Source organism: Blautia sp. LMAG:36, assembly GCF_008680535.1.
Lineage (GTDB): Bacteria > Bacillota > Clostridia > Lachnospirales > Lachnospiraceae > Blautia_A > Blautia_A fusiformis.
On the sequence record NZ_NALB01000007.1, the window covers coordinates 175959 to 198484 of the forward strand.

Below are 22526 nucleotides of genomic sequence, written 5' to 3' on the forward strand. Positions count from 1 at the left end.
CCTTAATGTTTCACGCCGATGCTCTCATAGAACGCTTCCATCTGTGCCTGCTGGCTGGTCAGACCTTTTTCTTCCAGCTTTGCACTTAATGTGATCATTCTCTTGTACTCATCCGGAATGAGTTTTTTGAAGTGAGGCAGATAGGAATCAAAATCAGCCAGCACCTTCTTACCGATCTCAGAGCCTGTTGCTTCCACATGAGCCTCGATAAGATCACGAAGCTCTTTTTTATCATATTTATTCTCCACTTTTTCAATGGAGATCATTGCTTTATTGAGGTTCTTGTAAAGAACGTTATCCACATCAAGGACATAAGCGATACCGCCGCTCATACCTGCTGCAAAGTTCTTTCCTGTTTTTCCAAGAACTACCACACGGCCGCCTGTCATGTACTCGCAGCCATGCTCGCCAACACCCTCAACAACTGCAACCGCACCGGAGTTACGTACTGCAAAACGCTCACCGGCAACACCGTTGATAAATGCAGTTCCGCTGGTCGCACCATAGAGTGCCACGTTTCCGACGATGATGTTCTCTTCAGCCTTATATCCGGCCTTCTCCGGAACCTTAACGATCAGCTTTCCACCGGAAAGGCCTTTTCCGAAGTAGTCGTTGCTGTCACCGGTCAGTTTCAATGTCAGTCCTTTCGGAATAAAGGCACCGAAGCTCTGTCCGCCTGCACCTGTACAGTTTACAGTTACCGTATCCTCCGGAAGTCCATCCTTATGATTTCTTGTGATCTCAGATCCGAGGATGGTACCAAATGCACGGTCTGTATTGGTAACATTTACATCAACAGAAACTTTCTCACCCTTCTGGATCGCCGGTGCACATTTCTTGACCAGAACTTTTTCATCCAGAGTTTTCTCAAGATTGAAATTGTATACAGCCTTCGGATCAAAGGTTACTTTGCCCTTTCCTGCATATGGGTTATTCAGGATGGCACTTAAGTCAACCTTACCCTTATGCGGCTCCTGCACACTGTCAGAAACTGTAAGAAGGTCTGTACGACCTACCATCTCATCGATGGTGGCAACACCAAGGCGTGCCATGTACTCTCTCAGCTCCTGTGCAATAAAGCGCATGAAGTTCTCCACATACTCCGGTTTTCCGCGGAATCTCTTACGCAGCTCCGGGTTCTGTGTAGCCACACCTACCGGGCAGGTATCCAGATTGCAGACTCTCATCATCACGCAGCCCATCGTTACAAGTGGCGCTGTTGCAAAACCGAATTCCTCTGCACCGAGAAGTGCTGCAATGGCAACGTCACGGCCGCTCATCAGCTTACCGTCTGTCTCGATACGTACACGGTTACGAAGTCCGTTCATGATCAGCGTCTGGTGTGTTTCTGCAAGTCCAAGCTCCCATGGAAGTCCTGCATTATGGATAGAGCTTCTTGGCGCTGCTCCTGTACCTCCGTCATATCCGGAGATCAGAACAGTCTGTGCACCGGCCTTTGCAACACCGGCTGCAACCGTACCAACACCCGCCTCAGAAACCAGCTTTACGGAAATATCCGCATATTTATTGGCGTTTTTCAGGTCATAGATCAATTCTGCCAGATCCTCGATAGAATAGATATCATGATGTGGCGGCGGAGAGATCAGGCTGACTCCCGGCGTGGAATGACGGGTTTTTGCGATCCACGGATATACCTTCTTTGCAGGAAGATGTCCGCCCTCACCCGGCTTTGCACCCTGTGCCATCTTGATCTGGATCTCTCTTGCGGAAACCAGATAACGGCTGGTAACGCCGAAACGTCCGCTGGCTACCTGTTTGATCGCAGAGCAGCGGTCATTGTCTGTTCCTGCGGAATCCAGACGCTCATCGCTTTCACCACCCTCACCGGTATTGGATTTTCCATGGAGATGGTTCATGGCGATAGCCAGTGTCTCATGTGCTTCCTGGGAAATGGAACCATAGGACATGGCACCTGTCTTAAATCGTTTTACGATCTCATCAACACTCTCTACCTGATCAATAGGAAGGGGCTCTTTTGCAAATTTGAAGTCCAGAAGTCCTCTTAAGTTTCCATGGCCTTCGTCGTCTACCAGCTTTGTATATTCCTTGAACATCTCATAGCTGCCCTGTTTTGTGGACTGCTGGAGAAGATGGATGGTACGCGGATTATATTTGTGCTCCTCACCCTGGCTTCTCATCTTATGGGCACCTACGCTGTCCAGAGTAAGATCTGTGGCAAGTCCAAGGGGATCAAATGCCTCAGAATGAAGTTTTTCTACATTATCCTCGATATCTTCCAGTGTGATTCCGCCTACACGACTTACGGTTCCTGTAAAGTAACGATCGATCACATCCTGGGAAATTCCGATTGCCTCAAAGATCTGAGATCCCTGATAGGACTGGATAGTGGAAATACCCATCTTGGAAGCGATCTTTACAATACCGCTGATCACTGCATGATTGTAATCATCAACGGCTGCGTAATAGTCCTTATCCAACATATGTGTATCGATCAGCTCATGGATCGTATCCAGTGCCAGATACGGATTGACTGCACTTGCACCATATCCGAGGAGTGTTGCGAAATGATGTACCTCTCTCGGCTCACCGGACTCCAGGATCAGGGCAAGGGAAGTGCTCTTCTTTGTTTTTACAAGATGCTGATGTACTGCGGAAACCGCCAGCAAGGACGGGATCGGCATATGGTTCTCATCCACACCGCGGTCAGAAAGGACCAGGATGTTTGCTCCCTCACGGAAGGCTTTGTCTACCTCTACGAACAGACGGTCAATGGCACGTTCGAGCTTTGTGCTCTTATAATATAAGGTAGAAATGGTCACAACCTTGAAGCCGTCCTTTTTCATATTCTTGATCTTCAGCATATCGGTGTTGGTCAGGATCGGGTTGTTGATCTTCAGTACCTGACAGTTCTCCGGCTTCTGGATCAAGAGATTTCCGTCTTTACCTACATATACACTTGTAGAAGTAACGATCTCTTCACGGATCGCATCGATCGGCGGGTTTGTTACCTGGGCAAAAAGCTGCTTGAAGTAATCGAACAGCGGATAATGTTCCTTGGAAAATACTGCAAGGGGAGTATCATGTCCCATGGCTCCGATGCTTTCTGAGCCGTTTAATGCCATGTTTCGGATTGAAGTACGATACTGCTCATAAGTATATCCGAAAGCTTTCTGAAGGCGTGCTCTCTCCTCCGGAGTGTATTCGACAACTCTCTGATTCGGAATCTTGATATCACGAAGCTGCACCAGATTGCTGTCCAGCCACTCACCATAAGGCTGTTTTTTCGCATATTTTTCTTTGAGCTCATTGTCATCGATGACACGACCCTGAACGGTATCAACCAGGAGCATTTTTCCCGGATGAAGACGTTCTTTTAATACGATCTTCTCCTCATCCACAGGAAGAACACCAACCTCGGAGGAAAGAATCATATAGCCATCCGATGTGATATAGTATCTGGATGGACGAAGACCGTTTCTGTCAAGAACTGCTCCCATCACATCACCATCTGAGAACAGAATGGACGCAGGACCGTCCCATGGTTCCATCATAGTCGCATAGTACTGATAAAAATCTCTCTTCTCCTGAGAAATCGTATCGTTGTTTGCCCATGGCTCCGGAATCGTGATCATCACTGCAAGTGGAAGATCCATTCCACTCATAACCAGGAATTCCAGGGTATTGTCAAGCATTGCAGAGTCAGAACCATTGCGGTTAACTACAGGAAGGACCTTGTGAAGCTCATCCTTCAGATACGGAGACTCCATGTTTTCCTCACGTGCAAGCATCTTATCGGCGTTTCCGCGGATCGTGTTGATCTCACCGTTATGTACGATGAAACGGTTCGGATGTGCTCTCTCCCAGCTTGGATTCGTGTTGGTACTGAAACGGGAATGTACCACTGCAATGGCAGACTCGTAATCCTGGCTCTGAAGATCGCCAAAGAAGGTACGGAGCTGTCCTACCAGGAACATACCTTTGTATACGATGGTACGGCTGTTCATGGAAACTACGTAAGTATTATCATTACTCTGTTCAAATTCACGACGTGCGATGTAAAGCATACGGTCAAAGGCAAGACCTTTTTCCACATCCTCCGGCTTTTTAACAAATGCCTGCATAATGCACGGCATGCACTCTTTCGCTTTATGACCAAGAACCTCCGGGAAGACCGGTACTGTACGCCATCCAAGAAGCTCCAGACCCTCTTTTTCCACGATGATCTCGAACATCTTCTTTGCCTGGGCACGTTTGATCTCCTGCTGTGGGAAAAAGAGCTGGGCTACACCGTATTCTCTCTCTCCGCCGATATCAAAGCCTTCTTTTTTACAGACCTTCTTAAAAAATTTGTGGGAGATCTGAAGAAGGATACCGACACCATCACCGGTTTTTCCTTCTGCATCCTTACCAGCACGATGCTCAAGATTCTCTACGATCTTAAGAGCATTGGCAACTGTATCATGTGTTTTCTTTCCTTTTATATTAACAACGGCTCCGATACCGCAGTTATCATGTTCAAATTCAGGGCGGTAGAGGCCCTGCTGCTGATTTGCTACTTCTCTCATTTTTCTCATCCTTTCATTGCAGCTTCTTCTGCCGTCTTTTTATCAACTGCCGCCTGCACAAATCCACGGAACAGCGGATGTGCATGGTTTGGCCTGGATTTAAATTCCGGATGTCCCTGTGTTCCCACAAAGAACGGATGTCCGGCAATTTCGATCATCTCAACAATGTGAGCATCCGGGGATGTTCCTACAATGGACATTCCCTTTTCGTCCAGTTCCTTACGGAATGCGTTGTTTACCTCATAACGATGTCTGTGACGTTCCTGGATCTCTTTCTTTCCAAAAAGCTCATAGGATCTGGAGCCTTCTGCAAGCACACACGGATAGCTTCCAAGACGAAGAGTTCCTCCAAGATCTTCCACATCCTCCTGATCCGGCATCAGGGCAATGACCGGATGTGTTGTTTCCGGTGCCAGCTCAATACTGTTGGCATCTTCATATCCAAGCACATGGCGGGCAAATTCCACAATAGCCATCTGCATTCCCAGGCAGATCCCAAGGTATGGGATCTTATGAACTCTTGCATACTGTGCCGCAAGGATCATTCCTTCCGTACCACGGTTTCCGAATCCTCCCGGAACCAGGATTCCATCTACAGAATGGAGAGTCTGATCCAAATTTTTTTCATTGAGTTCTTCGGAGTCCACCCAGGTGATATCAACCTTTGCACGGCAAGAGATCCCGCCATGCTTCAGTGCTTCCACAACACTCAGGTATGCATCATGAAGCTGTGTATATTTACCAACCATGGCAATCTTCACAGTTTTATCCGGATGGCGGAGATTTTCTACCATATTTTCCCAGTCTGTAAGATCCGGTTTGCGATTCTCCAGTCTTAAGCTCTGCAGTACTACGTCTGCAAGCTTTTCTCTCTCCATTGCAAGAGGAGCTTCATATAAATATTCCACATCCAGATTCTGAAGCACATTGCTTACAGGCACATTACAGAACAGGGCGATCTTTCCACGGATATCCTCGGTAAGAGGATATTCACTTCTGCATACCAGGACATCCGGCTGGATTCCCATTCCCTGAAGTTCTTTTACACTGGCCTGGGTGGGTTTGGTCTTCATCTCTCCGGAAGCACGAAGATACGGGATCAGAGTTACATGGATAAGGATCGCATTGTCATGTCCCACATCATGCTGGAACTGACGGATGGATTCCAGGAACGGCTGGCTCTCAATATCACCGACTGTACCACCAACCTCGATGATGGCAATTCTGTCCTCGTCTGCGGATTTTGCTCTGTAAAAACGGCTCTTGATCTCATTGGTAATATGCGGGATTACCTGAACGGTACCTCCGCCGAAATCACCATGACGCTCTTTCTGAAGAACAGACCAGTAAATCTTACCGGTTGTCACATTGGAATTTTTGTCAAGGCTTTCATCAATGAAACGCTCATAATGTCCAAGGTCAAGGTCAGTCTCTGTACCGTCATCCGTTACAAAAACCTCTCCATGCTGAATGGGATTCATAGTTCCCGGGTCAATATTAATGTAGGGATCAAATTTCTGCATGGTCACCTGATACCCTCTGGCTTTCAGAAGGCGCCCAAGAGACGCTGCGGTAATTCCTTTTCCCAGACCGGAAACAACTCCACCTGTTACAAAAACATACTTTACTGCCATCTTCGATTTCCTCCTCCATTTTGTGTCCCACAACAAAAAGGCGTCCGGAACAGATTCCAAGGGGTGAGAATTCCCCTGTGGTATCCGTTCCTGACGCCTTTGTCAGTTATCTTTCATATAAAATATGGTTTACTATAAACTATTTTTTTTTATTTGTCAATAACTGATTTTTCATATAGTCTGCGGAATTTCTTCCTATGAAATGGTTGTAAAGAAAAAAGCAGACGCCTGCCAGGGATTTCCATCTGATCTCCCGTCTCTGCAGTCACGTCTGCCTTTTATTTTTATGATATCTTATCTGTCTCTGCACTGTCTGTCAGGCAACTGCATATTTCTGAAGGAAGCAGTTAAACTCATGATTCTCTCCATGACAGGTTACTGTAAGAACCTTAGTCAGATCCATGCTGAGGATTCCAAGAATAGATTTTGCATCAATTAAAATTCTGTTATATGAAATATCTACATCAAAATCACATTTACTTGCAGCCTTAACAAATTCTTTAACATCCTCTGTCGCATTCAATCTAATTTTTTTAGACATAAATATCATCCTCTCTTTTATCTCGGCAAAAACCCGGCCTTATTTCGACCGCGCTGTTTTCCTGTATTTTCCAGACCAGCGGTCTTTTCTTATCTGGTCGTCCCACATTATGTCTCATATTGTCAGATTTGTCAAGTTGATGTTTTTTATCGTTTTTAAGAGTCTTTCTATAAAAACCCGGATTTTATATGACAAAATCCGGGTTTTTTATATATTTATTGTGCAGTTTTTACATTTTCGTTTTTCAATCCATTATCTTTTACTGTGAGATTAATTCCACATAGTTCATTAATCCTGTTTGATTTCTGCCGGTATTTCCATCGGATAATTGCCATCAAAACATGCTTTACACAGCGGAAGTCCACCTGCCATGCCTTCCAGATAATCGATCTGCATATAACCCAGGGAGTCTGCACCGATCATCTTACGGATTTCTTCCGTGCTGTGCTGTGCTGCGATGAGCTGGTCATTGGACGGCACATCGGTACCAAAATAACAGGGATGTAAAAATGGCGGGGAGCTGATACGTACATGGACTTCTTTTGCTCCTGCTTCTTTCAGCATGTGGATCAGATTGGCAATGGTAGTTCCTCGGACAATGGAATCATCCACCAGAACGATTCTCTTCCCCTTCACCACAGATTCCAGAACGCTCAGCTTCAGATGGACACTGGACTCTCTCTCCTGCTGTGTAGGCTTGATAAAAGTTCTTCCAATGTAACTGTTTTTATAGAACGCAAAGCCAAACGGGATTCCGGATTCCTCAGAATAGCCTTTTGCTGCCGGAAGTCCGGATTCCGGTACACCGGTCACCAGGTCCGCTTCTACCGGATAGGATTTTGCAAGAGATTTTCCTCCACGGATCCTTGCATCATAGATTTTCACGCCATCCATGGTGCTGTCCAGTCTTGCAAAATAAATATATTCAAAAACACAATGAGCATGCTTTTTCTGCTCAGTCAGTTTACTGGATTTCAGTCCGTTCTTGGTGATCGTGACGATCTCACCCGGTTCAATATCACGGATAAATTCCGCTCCTACAGATGTCAGCGCGCAGCTTTCAGATGCAAGGACATAGGCATTATCTCTTTTTCCAAGACAGAGGGGTTTCAGTCCGTAAGGATCACGGGCACCGATCAGCTTCCGGGGGCTCATGATCACAAGAGCATATCCTCCGCGGATCTTCTCTACGGTTTTATGTACTGCTTCCTCTACAGTGGCAGAATGCACACGTTCTCTTGCGATATGGAACGCGATAACCTCTGAGTCGGTAGTTGTATGGAAAATTGCGCCTGTCTGGATCAGCTCCCATTTCAGAGCTTCTGTATTAACCAGATTTCCGTTGTGCGCAAGTGCCAGACTTCCCTTGATATAAGAAAGTACCAGCGGCTGTGCATTCTCTGCGACAGATTCTCCGGTGGTGGAATAACGAACATGTCCGATTCCGATATCACCATTCATATTATGTACAACATCTTTTCGCAAAACTTCGCTTACCAGTCCGAGATCTTTATGGAACTGTACATTTCCTCTTTCTCCGTCCGTCCTTGAAACGGCCATTCCGCAGGACTCCTGTCCCCTGTGCTGCAGCGAGGTAAGACCATAATAAATAGATGGTGCAATATTCCCTCCATCCAGATCATAAATCCCGAATACGCCACATTCTTCCTTTACTCCTGACATATTTCCCTCCATCTGTTCTTTCCGTATTGTACATCTTTGTCACTGGTCAAAAAGCTTCTTTTGCCTCGATCACTTATAGCGATCGCTGACTTTTCGACTGTATAACTACGATATCAGATTATAATAAAAGGACAAGATTTGTCAACCCTGCCTATTTTCCGACAGTCCGATCGCCCTGGTCAATTTTTTAGATTTTTTCAAAAAAGCTCTTGACAATATTTTATTTTGGTGTATACTGCAACACATAAAGCAAAGGCGCTTTGGATACGGCAGGTATCTGAAGCGCTTTTTTTGTTTTCCGGTCCGTTTATACCCGGTTCTTCCGGCAGCGGTCCTTATAAAATAATTAAAAATTATAATGAATGAGTGAAATCGAAAGGAGTGTACCTATATGGCACAGAGTATCCCTGAAATGTATGGCAGCCTTGTATTCAATGACAAAGTGATGCGAAGCAAACTGCCAAAGGACATGTACAAAGCATTAAAGAAAACAATTGAAAACGGAACTCATCTGGAACTGGACGTTGCAAATTCCGTAGCAGTTGCAATGAAAGAGTGGGCTACTGAAAATGGTGCGACACATTACACACACTGGTTCCAGCCGATGACAAACGTAACTGCTGAGAAGCATGACAGCTTCATCTCCCCTACAGGTGACGGACAGGTGATTATGGATTTCTCCGGTAAAGAGCTGGTAAAAGGTGAGCCGGATGCATCCAGCTTCCCGTCAGGCGGACTTCGTGCTACTTTTGAAGCAAGAGGATATACAGCATGGGATCCTACTTCACCTGCATTCATTAAAGATAAAACTCTTTACATTCCTACTGCATTCTGTTCCTACAGCGGAGAGGCACTGGATAAGAAAACTCCTCTTCTTCGTTCCATGGATGTTCTGAACAAAGAAGCGGTTCGTATCCTTCACATCCTCGGAAACAAAGAGGTCCGTCACATCGACACAACCGTAGGACCTGAGCAGGAATACTTCCTGGTTGACAAGGATCTTTACAAAAAGAGAAAAGACCTGATCTTCTGCGGCCGTACTCTTCTGGGCGCTTCTGCACCAAAAGGACAGGAAATGGAAGATCATTACTTCGGAGCCCTGAAGCCTCGCGTTGCTGCTTACATGCATGATCTTGACGAAGAACTTTGGAAGCTTGGCATTCCAGCCAAAACAAAACATAACGAGGTTGCTCCTGCACAGCACGAACTGGCTCCTGTATTTGATACCACAAATGTTGCTGTTGACCACAACCAGCTGACCATGGAGATCATGAAGAAGGTTGCCGACAAGCACAACATGGTCTGCCTCCTTCACGAGAAACCATTTGAGGGAATCAACGGAAGCGGTAAACACAACAACTGGTCCATGAGCACAGACACAGGTGTAAACCTTCTTGATCCAGGAAAAACACCGGCAGAAAATACACAGTTCCTGGTATTCCTGGTAGCTGTCATCAAAGCCGTTGACGATTATGCTGATCTTCTCCGCGTATCCGTTGCAAGCGCTGGAAACGATCATCGTCTTGGAGCAAACGAGGCACCGCCTGCAATCGTATCCATCTTCCTTGGAGATGAGCTGACAGACGTACTGAAATCTATTGAAAACGATACCTTCTTCAGCAATAAGCATGCGGTACAGATGGATATCGGAGCAAAGGTACTTCCGCACTTCATAAAGGATACCACAGACAGAAACCGTACTTCACCATTTGCATTTACCGGAAACAAATTTGAGTTCCGTATGCTTGGTTCTGCAGCATCTGTCGCAAACCCGAACATCGTACTGAATACCGCTGTTGCAGAGGTTCTTGCAGAATTCAGCGCAGCTCTTAAGGATGTTCCGGAAGAAGAAATGGAAAGCGCAGTACATGCACTTCTTAAAAAGACCATTGAAGAGCATAAACGCATCATCTTTAACGGAAACGGATATACAGACGAATGGGTTGAAGAAGCTGAGAAACGTGGTCTCTACAATCTGAAAACAACTCCGGATGCACTTCCGCATTTCATTGCTGAGAAGAACATTGAGCTGTTTACAAAGCATGGCATTTTTACAAGGGAAGAGCTCTTCTCCCGTTACGAGATCTGGCTTGAGAACTATTACAAGACCATCAATATCGAATCAAACACTCTGGCTGAGATGATCCAGAAGCAGGTAATTCCTTCTGTATATACATATGTTGAAAAGCTTGCAGATACTGCAGCTGCAAAGAAATCCGTAGTAGCTGATATTTCTGTAGCAAGTGAAGCTGCTCTGATCTCCAAACTGAGTACACTTGCAGACACCATGGCAAAAGATCTGGAAACTCTGAAAGCAGATACAGCAAAAGCTCTTGCTTCTTCTGACGATGTACTTGCATGCTCCAAGGCTTATCAGGAAACTGTTCTGGAAGACATGGAAACTTTAAGAAAATCTGCAGATGAGGCAGAGGCTCTAATCCCGGATGAGTTACTTCCTTATCCGACCTACGACGAGCTGTTATTCTCCATCTGATCACGGATATCAGATAACAATTTCATACGGTAAATACAGGGGATATCCCTTATGAACTCTACTTCATAATTCATTATCGATTTCCTCATCCATTAATCACACGATACAGATATCCCCTGTTTTACATATACTAATTTTGATTTCGTAAAGGCGCGGAAGAGAATTTCCTCTCTCCTGCGCTTTTTCGTTATACTGATACTGGATAAATTCTGTCTGTTTTTTTTCTGTCCGGTATTACAAAAATTCTTTCTATACATAATAGGAAAGAAAAAAATTGGGAAAGGGAGTGTTACTATGTATTCTTCAGTAAACACAACTTGGGTCCTCGTCGGTGCAGCACTGGTCTTCTTCATGCAGGCTGGATTTGCAATGGTCGAAACAGGATTCACAAGAGCAAAAAACGCAGGAAATATCATCATGAAAAACCTGATGGACTTCTGTATCGGTACACCGGTCTTCTGGCTGGTTGGATTTGGCATCATGTTCGGTGCAGGAAACGGTTTCTTCGGCAAGATCGGCGGAATCGCCTCAGAGGCAAACTACGGAAACGCAATGCTTCCGGATGGAGTTCCTTTCTGGGCATTTCTCATCTTCCAGACTGTATTCTGTGCTACTTCTGCTACCATCGTGTCCGGTGCCATGGCAGAGCGTACTAAATTCATCTCCTACTGTATCTACAGTTTACTGATCAGTCTCGTTGTATATCCTGTATCCGGTCACTGGATCTGGGGCGGCGGCTTTATCAGCCAGATGGGATTTCATGATTTCGCAGGTTCCTGTGCCGTTCACATGGTTGGTGGTGTTGCTGCACTGATCGGTGCCATCATCCTCGGACCTCGTATCGGAAAATATTCTAAATCCGGTAAATCCAGAGCGATCCCGGGACATAACCTTACAGTTGGTGCACTTGGTGTATTCATTCTCTGGTTCTGCTGGTTCGGTTTCAACGGTGCATCTACTGTCAGCATGGAAGGCGATGCCATTGTAAGCGCCGGAAAGATCTTCGTAACAACAAACCTTGCAGCTGCTGTTGCTACTGTAACAGTTATGCTGATCACATGGATCCGCTATAAAAAACCGGATGTTTCCATGTCCCTAAACGGTTCTCTTGCAGGACTGGTAGCCATCACAGCAGGCTGTGATACCGTATCTCCTACATCCGCAGCTATCATCGGAATCCTCTCCGGATTCATTGTAGTATTTGGTATTGAATTTGTTGATAAAGTTCTCAAAATTGATGACCCGGTTGGTGCTGTTGGCGTTCACGGTCTTAACGGTGCTTTCGGAACTCTTGCTGTCGGTCTTTTCTCCGACGGTGCAGGTACCGAGTGGAAAGGTCTTCTCACAGGCGGTGGTTTCCATGGCTTCGGTGTTCAGTTTATTGGTATGGCTATCACCATCGCATGGGTTGCTGTTACTATGACAATTATCTTCCAGGTGATCAAACACACCATCGGACTTCGTGTTTCCGCTGAGGAAGAGATCGCAGGTCTGGATATGAAAGAGCATGGCCTCGCAAGTGCATACGATGGATTCTTTGTACAGGATACCATGACAAAGGCTCCGACTCCAATGGGAACTTCCGTAAAAGCCCCTGTTGTAAAACATGCTCCTTCTGCTCCTGCTGAATCTGTTCCTGAAATTCCTGCAGACGGCGTACACAAACTGACAAAGGTTGTTATCATCACACGTCAGAACAAGCTGGATGAGTTTATGCAGGCTATGAACGAGATCGGCGTAACCGGTATCACTATCACAAACGTTATGGGCTGTGGTGTTCAGAAGGGTGCTCCAACCTACTATCGTGGTGTTGAAGTCGACATGAACCTCCGTCCGAAGGTTAAGATCGAGATCGTTGTAAGTCTTGTACCGGTTCAGAAGGTTATTGATACTGCCAAAGAAGTTCTTCATACCGGTCAGATCGGTGATGGTAAGGTCTTCGTTTACGATATCGAAAACGTTGTCAAGATCCGTACCGGCGAGGAAGGCTTCCTGGCTCTGCAGGATACAGACGCATGATTCTCTTATGAGAGGAACAGATAAAATCTTCTACGCAATATAAACCAAATAAAAGCCAAAAAGCTCCGGAACATTATTCCTTAAATGTTCCGGAGCTTTTCATATCTTTTTTATTCTCTTCTCAGTCTCGGCAGATTCCACCGGTAATGTGCCGCCAGGTACCGGATCAGGATCACTACTACCGTTCCGATCACCATGGCCGGCACTCCGCCCCACAGCCTGTATATCCAAACACAGGCAATGGCCCCTACAATAGACGCACAGGCATAAATATGGCGCACAAAAATATATGGCGGTACTCCTGCCATCATATCACGGATAAGGCCGCCTCCAACTCCTGTGACAGTCCCAAGAAATACAAGAAAAAATGTTCTTTCCATATACCCCTGGGAAATCCCCTTATCAACCCCCATGACAGTAAACACACCAAGGCCAACCGTATCCATCACCAGCATCACCTTATCATAGACCAGCCGGTTCCCGCCTTCCAGCAGTTCCTGCTTCCAGTACATCACTGCAAAAACAATACAGGCCGTCACGGTTGCCACAATGGTATACAGCGGATCCTGAAACATTCCCGGCGGCACGATTCCCAGGATAATATCCCTGGTAGCTCCTCCGCCCACTGCAGTCACCACTCCAAGAACGCAGACCCCGAAAATATCCATTCCTCTCTGCGCCCCCACCATAGCTCCGGAAGCAGCAAACGCAATAGTTCCTGCCATCTCCAGCATAAATGTAAACATACTCTGATAATCCATTTCCCCCTCCATGCATATCAAGCCGTATTTTTTCTCACCCTCATATCTGCATCCTGTTTTCCCTGTCTGCACATTTCCACAAGGTGCACATTTCCGCAGGGTGCAAGAAGGAACCCTGCCATGCAGGATTCCTTCTCCTATTTTCGTGATCACTATATTTTCATATTAACAGAATTTTCTCATTCTGTATATCTTTTCTTTTTGTATCTGACTTCTGCTATTCTGCTTCGATCAGAAATCCTCGTCGTTTCAGCATATCCTGGATCATATCCAGGATTTCCTCGGATTCTGCTTCTACTTTATGATAATGATAATCCGATGTGATATTCTTCAGAGGACTGGACTTGCCGCTTCGGATATCCTCCATAAAATTCTCAACCTGGCGCCTGGAGCTGATATTCAGTTCTGCCTCGATATGCCCGTAAACTCTGTGATTCACCATTACATTGATCACTTTTCCGCCGAGATCCACAATCCCGCAGAGCTCGTTCTCCAGATCCGCATCTGTATGATGCACCTTGAATATCCGGCTCACAGTATGGGGAGCAGTAAAAATATATCCTCTGTTGGTGGAGATCACGTCATTCCCCTCCGCGCGTATCAGCGCAATATCCTGCACGATCACCTGTCTGCTGACCTGAAATGTTCTGGCCAGAGCACTTCCTGAGACCGGCCGTTCACTGTTTTTAATTTGATCCATGATCGCTGTCCTGCGTTCTGAACCAGTCATTTAAGTTCCCCTTTCCTGGCTGTGCCTGTACTTTTTATTCCGATACCTCTCTCCTTCATTCTCGCGATATCTCCAACCCGGCCCGACATCACCTGCTATGCCTCTGCTTCCGGCAATTCACGCTTCTTTTCTGATATTCGGGTATTTCCTGTCACAGCACTCGGTATTCTGTAAAATCCTGCATTTTTCAGGAAAGCGGATGAAGATTCTTAAGCGAAATATCAAGGATCGGTGCAGAATGCGTTAATGCACCACTTGATACATAGTCTACACCAACATCCCTGATCTTTGCAATGTTTTCTTTTGTAACATTTCCGGAGCATTCAGTTTTTGCTCTTCCATCGATCAGCTGCACCGCCTCTTTCATCATCTCCGGAGTCATGTTATCAAGCATGATGATATCTGCGCCGGCCTCAACAGCTTCTTTTACCTGATCAAGAGTTTCTACCTCAACTTCGATCTTGCGGACAAAAGGAGCATACTCCTGCGCCATTTTTACAGCATTCGCAACGCTTCCTGCTGCTCCGATGTGATTGTCTTTCAAAAGAACTCCATCTGAAAGATTATATCTGTGGTTCTGTCCGCCGCCTACACGAACAGCATATTTCTCAAAAATACGCATATTCGGCGTCGTTTTTCTGGTATCCAGCAATGTGATCCCTGTTCCTTCAAGAAGTGACGCAACCGAATGTGTATAGGTTGCGATCCCGCTCATTCTCTGAAGATAATTCAGTGCCACACGCTCGCCGGAAAGAAGCACCCGGATATCTCCTGTAACTTTTCCCATTTTCTGACCTTTTTTTACTTCATCGCCGTCCTTGCAGAACAGCTCCACTTTTGTGTCAGCATCCAGAAGCGTAAATACACGGCTGAAGATTTCCAGTCCCGCAATGATTCCATCCTCTTTACAGATCAGATCTACCTCTCCCGGAACTGCTTCTTTCATAACAGAGTTTGTGGTAACGTCTTCGCTTGAAATATCTTCCTTTAAAGCCTCCAGGATCAGGTGATCTACCTGAAGTGTCATTGTGATCTTATTCATTTTACAATACCTGCTCTTTCTTAATTATCACAGCAGCCCTGTTCTCCAAAGCAAGGCTGCTCCTGTCTTTCATAATACGGATATTTATATTCCGACTGCATTTATGCCGCACCTGCAGCACTTTTCTTTTCTGCTGAGATTGCTTTGGCTGCACGTTTTGCAAATACAAGGCTCTCCAGCAGGGAATTACTTGCCAGTCTGTTCGCGCCATGTACACCGTTGCAGCTGGTTTCTCCCACTGCATAAAGCTGATCCATGCTGGTCTTGCTGTCAGAATCCACCCAGATACCGCCCATGAAATAATGCTGAGCAGGAACAACAGGGATGCATTCTTTTGTCACATCATAGCCTTCTTCCAGGCATCTCTGATAAATATTCGGAAAATGATTCAGGATCGTATCTTTATCAATATTTTCCATGGATAGCCATACATGGTCTGTTCCTTCTTTTTTCATTTCTTCCCGGATCGCATTTGTTACTACATCTCTTGGAAGAAGTTCATTGACAAAACGCTCTTTTTTGCTGTTATAAAGTACTGCACCTTCTCCTCGAACCGATTCTGAGATCAGGAATCTACGGCCCGGTTTCTTGGAATACAGCGTTGTCGGATGGATCTGCACATAATCCAGATGTTCCAGACGTACATTGTGTTTTTTTGCAATATCAAGGGCATCCCCTGTAAGATGCGGATAGTTGGTGGAATGCTCATATCTTCCTCCGATCCCGCCGCTGGCCAGGATCGTATCCTGTGCATAAATCTCTACCTGGATCTCTCCGCCCGGCTGGATCTCTTCCTGGGTTTTCACTGCTTTTCCGGCTTCCATAGCTTCAAGACGTGCCCTGTTCGCTTCTGCGGAAACTGCCTTCAGGCCTGTACATTTGCCATTTTCCACAAGAATATCCTGCATGGTAGTATATTCCAGAATTGTTACATTTTCAAGCTTCAGAACCTGTTGGAGCAGTTTTTCGGAAATTTCTTTTCCTGTGATATCCTCATGATAAAGGATCCTCGGTCTGGAATGTGCACCTTCTCTTGTATAGGCAAAATCATCTCCATCCATCTTGAAATCCACGCCATATCCGACAAGGTCATTAATGATGTCTCTGGAGCCTCGGATCATAATGTCTACCGACTCTTTTCTGTTTTCGTAATGTCCTGCCTTCATGGTGTCTTCAAAATAGCTGTCGTAATCGTTTTCATCACGAAGCACACAGATCCCGCCCTGGGCCAGGAAAGAATCACTGCTCCTCATATCCTCTTTTGTGATGATCACGATTTTTTTGTCCCGCGGAAGCTTCAAGGCACTGAACATACCTGCAACACCTGTTCCCACGATCACTACGTCTGTTTTAATTCTCATTGCTTTTCGCCTCTCTGTCTTGATTTCTCTTTTCAGCCAACTCAGACAAATCTTTTATACAAATGTGTTTTATTTATTTTGCCAGTTCCAGCATCCGCTCCAGCGGTCTCTTCGCGTTTTCACGTGTCTCGTCTGTTACATGAACCTCATTCTCCCCGGTTTTCAAAACGTGGAGAACTTTTTCCAGAAATACTTTTTTCATGTTTTTGCAAACCGGTACGGTTTCTGTGAAGTAGAATTTTTTATCCGGGCAGGTAGTTTCCAGCTTGTACTGAACGCCACATTCTGTGCAGATGATAAACTCTTTATTGTCACTTTCCTGTGCATATTTAATGATTCCGGATGTGCTTCCGATGTAATCAGCCTGTTTCAGAACTGTCTGAGGACATTCCGGATGTGCCAGAACCAGTGCATCCGGGTGCGCTTCTTTTGCTGCTTTTACTTCTTCCGGATCCATAAATTCATGGACAATACAGAAACCTTCGTTATAAATAAAGTTCTTCTCAGGAACCTGTTCTGCAATAAAATGTGCAAGATTTCTGTCCGGGATAAAAAAGATGTTTTTGTTCGGAAGCGCTTTTACGATCTTTACTGCATTTGCGGAAGTAACACATACATCAGAAAGCTCCTTCAATGCTGCTGTGGAATTAATGTAACAGACAACTGCCACATCGTCATATTCCTCTCGCACCTTGCGGATGCCTTCTTCTGTTGCCATATGAGCCATCGGACAGTCTGCATCCATGGCAGGCATCAGAACAGTTTTATCCGGACTTAAGATCTTGGCGCTCTCTCCCATAAATCCTACTCCACAGAACACGATCGTCTTCTCTTTCGCACTAGCTGCGATCTTGCTGAGATAAAAGGAATCTCCTATATAATCAGCTACATCCTGTACTTCGGGACGCACGTAGTAGTGTGCAAGGATGATGGCATCTTTTTCTTTTTTTAATTTCTGGATTTCTTCTGCAACTGTCATTATCTTTCACCTTTCCTGCAGGATTTCTTTTTTGAATTCCTGCTTTTGCTTTCTAGTACAGCGAATATTAAGTAACCGCCATATTGACTTGTCTGATTTTTTATTATCATGTAACTTTTTTCAAAACATCTTACACATAATACCACAGTCCTTTACATGTGACAAGACAGTTGTTTGATATATGTAAAGTTTTTTTGTAAAGAAAGACATCAAAAAACACGGTTTCCACAATGAAACTTTCATCCTGAAAACCGTGTTTCTGCACACATTCGTTATTTTATCAGTCTTATTCACCGTTCTGCATACTGTCAGCTGCTCATTTATTGCAGTTTTCTTTCTGATCTGCCACGATCACCCGATCATTTCCCCAGCAGTTCTCTCTCAATCCGCTCTCTTGCTTCCGGTGCCTGCTTATCCATCTTTTCCGGAAAACCAAACATGGAAACGCAGGCAATGCCGCTTTTCCACGACCATTCAGCCACGGCGGATTTATTACCATTTTTGTGCACGTGAATGCGATATCTTTTTTGTACAAAATTTCCATTTTGTTTTTATGCGGTTTTCACTATTTGTTACTTCATTCATATATTTTGTTTGTTTTACAGTATTTTTTCGGCATTCACTCACATTTTTGCATCTATAAAATGACTTACTATGCTTATTACAAACGTTGATCATATAGCGTTTTATTATGTGCACCAGAACGCAATATTTCATTTCCCTTATACCCTAGTAGAGTTTATGTAGAATATTATTGTATTTCAACACATAAAGAGTTATACTTGTATGTAGTTTTATTTAAAATACACAAATGCATTTTTCATACTTTATTTAACCGAACTGTAAGGATCAAAGCTTCCCTCAGAAATCCCTGAAACGCAGGCAAACTTCCCTGATTCGGTTAAATTCATACGAAAAACACAGCAGAAAGGACTTATCCCTATGAGCGACTATAATTTAGAAACTAAATGTATCCACTCCGGCTATACCCCATCCAAGGGCGAGCCCTGTGCACTTCCTATCTATCAAAGCACTACTTACAAATATGACACCACCGACGAAATGGGCCAGTTATTTGATCTGAAGGCAGACGGATATTTTTACACCCGTCTCCAGAACCCGACCAACGATGCCGTAGCTGCAAAGATCGCAGATCTGGAAGGCGGTGTTGCTGCGATCCTGACTTCTTCCGGACAGGCAGCCAACTTCTACGCAGTATTTAATATCTGTGAGGCAGGCGATCACGTTGTTGCCGCTTCTACCATTTACGGAGGAACCTTCAACCTTCTTGCCGTCACCTTCAAGAAACTTGGCATTGACTGCACCTTTGTTGATACCGATGCAACAGAAGAAGAGATCGCTGCCGCATTCAAACCGAACACAAAGGTTCTCTTTGCAGAAACTATCGCCAATCCGGCTCTGGTCGTCCTGGACATCGAGAAATTTGCACATGTTGCACACCAGAACGGCGTGCCTCTTATTGTGGATAACACCTTTGCCACACCGGTAAACTGCCGTCCCTTCGAGTGGGGTGCAGATATCGTTACCCACTCCACCACCAAATATATGGACGGACATGCCGTTCAGGTAGGCGGCGCCATTGTCGACAGCGGTAACTTCGACTGGGATGCCTATGGCCATAAATATCACGGCCTGACAGAGCCGGATGAATCCTATCACGGTGTTGTCTATACAAAGCAGTTCGGAAAAAAAGCTTACATCACTAAGGCTACTTCTCAGCTGATGCGTGATCTGGGCTCTATTCCATCTCCGATGAACTGCTTCCTTCTGAACCTCGGCCTGGAAACGCTTCCACTGCGTGTTGAACGCCATTGCTCCAATGCCCAGAAGATCGCAGAATACCTAAACGCACACGAAAAGGTTTCTCATGTAAATTATGCAGGACTTCCGGAGGATAAATATCACGCACTGGCTCAGAAATATATGAAGGATGGCCGTACCTGCGGCGTTATCTCCTTTGAACTGACCGGTGGCCGTGATGCAGCAGTCCGTTTTATGGACAGTCTGAAGCTTGCCACCATCGCAACTCATGTTGCTGCTTCCATCACTATGGTCCTTCACCCAGCCAGCCATACCCACCGTCAGATGAACGACGAGCAGCTGGTTGAAGCAGGAGTTTCTCCCGGAATGATCCGTCTTTCCATTGGTATCGAAAATGTGGATGATATTATCAAAGATCTGGATCAGGCACTGAAAAATGCATAAATAACCAATTCAAAAAGGAAGGATACATCTGCTCATGCATGATGTATCCTTCCTTTTTATGATATATTTTCTCCTACTCTCAATTATGGCATTTCCGCAAATTACCTGCATCCTGTTCTGAACGGCTTTCTTCTGGCGCATAAATTCCTGCAGCTGCTGCAAGTATCTGAAACTACCTTACAAAATCCATTATTCATCTTTTTCCAGCTGTTTGATCAGCTGGTTCACATATGTAGAAAGCCCCGCCACCAGGACTCCCTGTGTCGTGGATGTAAATACTGCCATTGCAATATCCTGTGCATTTTTACAGGAACAGGTAGCAAAAATATAAATTCCGCATATAAGGATTCCTGCACACCCCAATATCAGCGGAATATATTTGTCCTTCACAGCCTGAGCCTCCTTCAGTGCGATCCCCATAAAATACAAAGCGATTGCTGTGATCAGCAATTCCGGTTTAATATAATTCACAAGCGCTTCCATGAATATTCTCAGTATCTCCTCTGCCGCTTTGATTTATTTTATGAATTTCTCCAAAAAATATTTCATAAATTCCCCAAAAATGTTAGCTACGTGTTCGCTATTGCTGTTTTTTCGCACTTTTTGAGAATATTTTTTTCTATTGCAGAGCAAAAAGAAAAAGGCCATAAACCCTAAGGTTTACAGCCTTTCTCACTATTTTTCGTTATCTGAAATCAGAATTTGCCAGCGTCAGCAGCTTCCTGTACGGAAACAGCTACAGCAACTGTCATACCAACCATCGGGTTGTTTCCGGCGCCGATAAGACCCATCATCTCTACGTGAGCCGGTACGGAAGAAGATCCTGCGAACTGAGCGTCAGAATGCATACGTCCAAGTGTATCAGTCATACCGTAGGAAGCAGGACCTGCTGCCATATTGTCCGGATGAAGTGTACGTCCTGTACCACCGCCGGAAGCAACGGAGAAGTATTTTTTGCCTTTCTCGTTGCACTCTTTTTTGTATGTTCCTGCTACCGGATGCTGGAAACGAGTCGGGTTTGTGGAGTTTCCTGTGATGGAAACGTCAACGCCCTCTTTCCACATGATCGCAACACCTTCCGGAACGCTGTTAGCGCCGTAGCAGTTAACCTTTGCACGAAGTCCCTCAGAATAGGATTTACGGAATACTTCCTTAACCTCGTTCTTATATGGATCATACTCTGTCTCTACATATGTAAAGCCGTTGATACGGGAGATGATCTGAGCAGCATCTTTTCCAAGACCGTTCAGGATAACACGAAGAGGTTTTTTACGAACCTTGTTTGCTTTCTCTGCGATACCGATCGCACCCTCAGCTGCTGCGAAAGACTCATGTCCTGCAAGGAAGCAGAAGCAGTCTGTCTCTTCCTCAAGAAGCATCTTTCCAAGGTTTCCATGTCCAAGACCTACTTTACGTGTGTCTGCAACGGATCCCGGGATACAGAAAGCCTGAAGGCCTTCTCCGATAGCTGCTGCTGCGTCAGCGGCTCTTCTGCAGCCTTTTTTGATCGCGATAGCTGCACCTACTGTGTAAGCCCAACAAGCGTTCTCGAAGCAGATCGGCTGAATGCCTTTGATCTGATCGTAAACGTTCAGTCCTGCGTCTTTAGTGATTTTCTCAGCTTCTTCGATAGAAGCGATTCCATAGCTGTTTAAAACAGAATTGATCTTGTCAATTCGTCTCTCATATGATTCAAATAAAGCCATTTCCTGTAACCTCCTGATATTTTTACCTTACGAAGTGTAATTACTCTTTTCTTGGGTCGATGATCTTAACAGCATCTGCAACACGGCCGTACTGACCTTTTGCTTTCTCCCATGCTGTGTTCGGGTCATCACCTTTCTTAATGAAGTCAGTCATTTTTCCAAGGCTTACGAACTGATATCCGATGATCTCATCGTTCTCATCAAGAGCGATACCTGTAACATAACCCTCAGCCATCTCAAGGTAACGAGGTCCTTTTTTCAGAGTTCCATACATTGTACCAACCTGAGAACGAAGTCCTTTTCCAAGGTCCTCAAGACCAGCGCCTACTGCAAGTCCGTCCTCGGAGAATGCAGACTGGGAACGTCCGTAAACGATCTGAAGGAAAAGCTCTCTCATAGCTGTATTGATTGCATCACATACAAGGTCTGTGTTCAGTGCCTCCATAACGGTAAGTCCTGGAAGGATCTCAGAAGCCATAGCTGCAGAGTGAGTCATTCCTGAACATCCGATTGTCTCGACAAGTGCCTCCTGGATGATTCCCTCTTTAACGTTAAGGGAAAGCTTACAAGCACCCTGCTGCGGAGCACACCAGCCAACACCGTGTGTAAATCCGGAGATATCCTTTACTTCTTTTGCCTGAACCCATTTTGCTTCTTCCGGGATCGGAGCGGCACCATGATGTACGCCCTGTGCCACTGGACACATTTCTTCTACTTCGCGTGAATAAATCATTTTAAAACTCCTTTCAAGTATAGATTGACCGATGTTATTGAGAAAAAAAGTTCGATAACACCCTACGGCT

At 45.2% G+C, this 22526-nt stretch carries 15 protein-coding genes and 1 pseudogene; 3 read left to right on the plus strand and 13 right to left on the minus strand.

Features of this window, described 5'->3' with window-relative positions:
- Positions 1-2: 2 nt before the first annotated feature.
- The 4 genes from gltB to purF form a co-directional block, all read right to left on the minus strand.
- Positions 3-4556, minus strand: a complete 4554-nt coding sequence (gene gltB / locus CCC17_RS10350; RefSeq protein WP_287083032.1) for a glutamate synthase large subunit — start codon at positions 4554-4556, stop codon at positions 3-5.
- Positions 4553-6181, minus strand: coding sequence for a CTP synthase (locus CCC17_RS10355; RefSeq protein WP_022426745.1), 1629 nt, complete (start codon positions 6179-6181; stop codon positions 4553-4555). The genes gltB and CCC17_RS10355 overlap by 4 nt, the downstream gene beginning before the upstream one ends.
- A gap of 316 nt (positions 6182-6497) precedes the next feature.
- Entirely contained in the window at positions 6498-6722 is a 225-nt protein-coding gene (locus CCC17_RS10360) for an HPr family phosphocarrier protein (RefSeq protein WP_118062619.1), read from the minus strand.
- A gap of 288 nt (positions 6723-7010) precedes the next feature.
- Positions 7011-8405 carry an amidophosphoribosyltransferase gene (gene purF / locus CCC17_RS10365; protein ID WP_278603691.1) on the minus strand — a complete coding sequence of 465 codons (1395 nt, stop codon included), beginning with the start codon at positions 8403-8405 and terminating at the stop codon, positions 7011-7013.
- Positions 8406-8796: 391 nt separating this feature from the next.
- On the opposite strand from purF, the gene CCC17_RS10370 reads away from it, so the two are divergent.
- Positions 8797-10899, plus strand: a complete 2103-nt coding sequence (locus CCC17_RS10370) for a glutamine synthetase III family protein (RefSeq protein ID WP_287083033.1) — start codon at positions 8797-8799, stop codon at positions 10897-10899.
- Positions 10900-11193: 294 nt separating this feature from the next.
- Positions 11194-12918: an ammonium transporter gene (locus CCC17_RS10375; RefSeq protein WP_287083035.1), complete on the plus strand. Its 1725-nt coding sequence runs from the start codon at positions 11194-11196 to the stop codon at positions 12916-12918.
- Positions 12919-13028: 110 nt separating this feature from the next.
- Here CCC17_RS10375 and CCC17_RS10380 read toward each other — a convergent pair whose 3' ends face one another.
- From CCC17_RS10380 to CCC17_RS10405, 6 genes and pseudogenes are all read right to left on the minus strand, one after another.
- Complete coding sequence (locus CCC17_RS10380) at positions 13029-13679, minus strand: trimeric intracellular cation channel family protein (RefSeq protein ID WP_118608253.1); 651 nt, start codon at positions 13677-13679, stop codon at positions 13029-13031.
- Between the two features lie 217 nt (positions 13680-13896).
- A complete protein-coding gene (locus CCC17_RS10385; RefSeq protein WP_021651124.1) occupies positions 13897-14409 on the minus strand; it encodes a transcription repressor NadR in 513 nt (170 codons plus the stop codon).
- Between the two features lie 187 nt (positions 14410-14596).
- Positions 14597-15451, minus strand: a complete 855-nt coding sequence (gene nadC, locus CCC17_RS10390; protein WP_059086301.1) for a carboxylating nicotinate-nucleotide diphosphorylase — start codon at positions 15449-15451, stop codon at positions 14597-14599.
- 101 nt (positions 15452-15552) lie between these two features.
- A complete protein-coding gene (locus CCC17_RS10395) occupies positions 15553-16812 on the minus strand; it encodes an FAD-binding protein (RefSeq protein WP_287083037.1) in 1260 nt (419 codons plus the stop codon).
- Positions 16813-16885: 73 nt separating this feature from the next.
- Positions 16886-17791, minus strand: a complete 906-nt coding sequence (gene nadA, locus CCC17_RS10400; protein ID WP_021651119.1) for a quinolinate synthase NadA — start codon at positions 17789-17791, stop codon at positions 16886-16888.
- 359 nt (positions 17792-18150) lie between these two features.
- Positions 18151-18246, minus strand: a pseudogene (locus CCC17_RS10405) (sugar phosphate isomerase/epimerase); the annotation flags it as partial.
- A gap of 487 nt (positions 18247-18733) precedes the next feature.
- Here CCC17_RS10405 and CCC17_RS10410 point away from each other — a divergent pair.
- Positions 18734-20017: an O-acetylhomoserine aminocarboxypropyltransferase/cysteine synthase family protein gene (locus CCC17_RS10410; RefSeq protein ID WP_173741461.1), complete on the plus strand. Its 1284-nt coding sequence runs from the start codon at positions 18734-18736 to the stop codon at positions 20015-20017.
- Between the two features lie 189 nt (positions 20018-20206).
- Here CCC17_RS10410 and CCC17_RS10415 read toward each other — a convergent pair whose 3' ends face one another.
- The 3 genes from CCC17_RS10415 to CCC17_RS10425 all read right to left on the minus strand — a co-directional run bounded on the left by CCC17_RS10415 (position 20207) and on the right by CCC17_RS10425 (position 22456).
- A complete protein-coding gene (locus CCC17_RS10415) occupies positions 20207-20500 on the minus strand; it encodes a phage holin family protein (protein ID WP_287083039.1) in 294 nt (97 codons plus the stop codon).
- 212 nt (positions 20501-20712) lie between these two features.
- Positions 20713-21723 (minus strand): GGGtGRT protein, encoded by a 1011-nt coding sequence (locus tag CCC17_RS10420; protein ID WP_015525727.1) that lies wholly within the window; start codon positions 21721-21723, stop codon positions 20713-20715.
- A gap of 40 nt (positions 21724-21763) precedes the next feature.
- Positions 21764-22456 (minus strand): iron-sulfur cluster assembly scaffold protein, encoded by a 693-nt coding sequence (locus CCC17_RS10425; protein WP_015525726.1) that lies wholly within the window; start codon positions 22454-22456, stop codon positions 21764-21766.
- Positions 22457-22526: the final 70 nt, after the last annotated feature.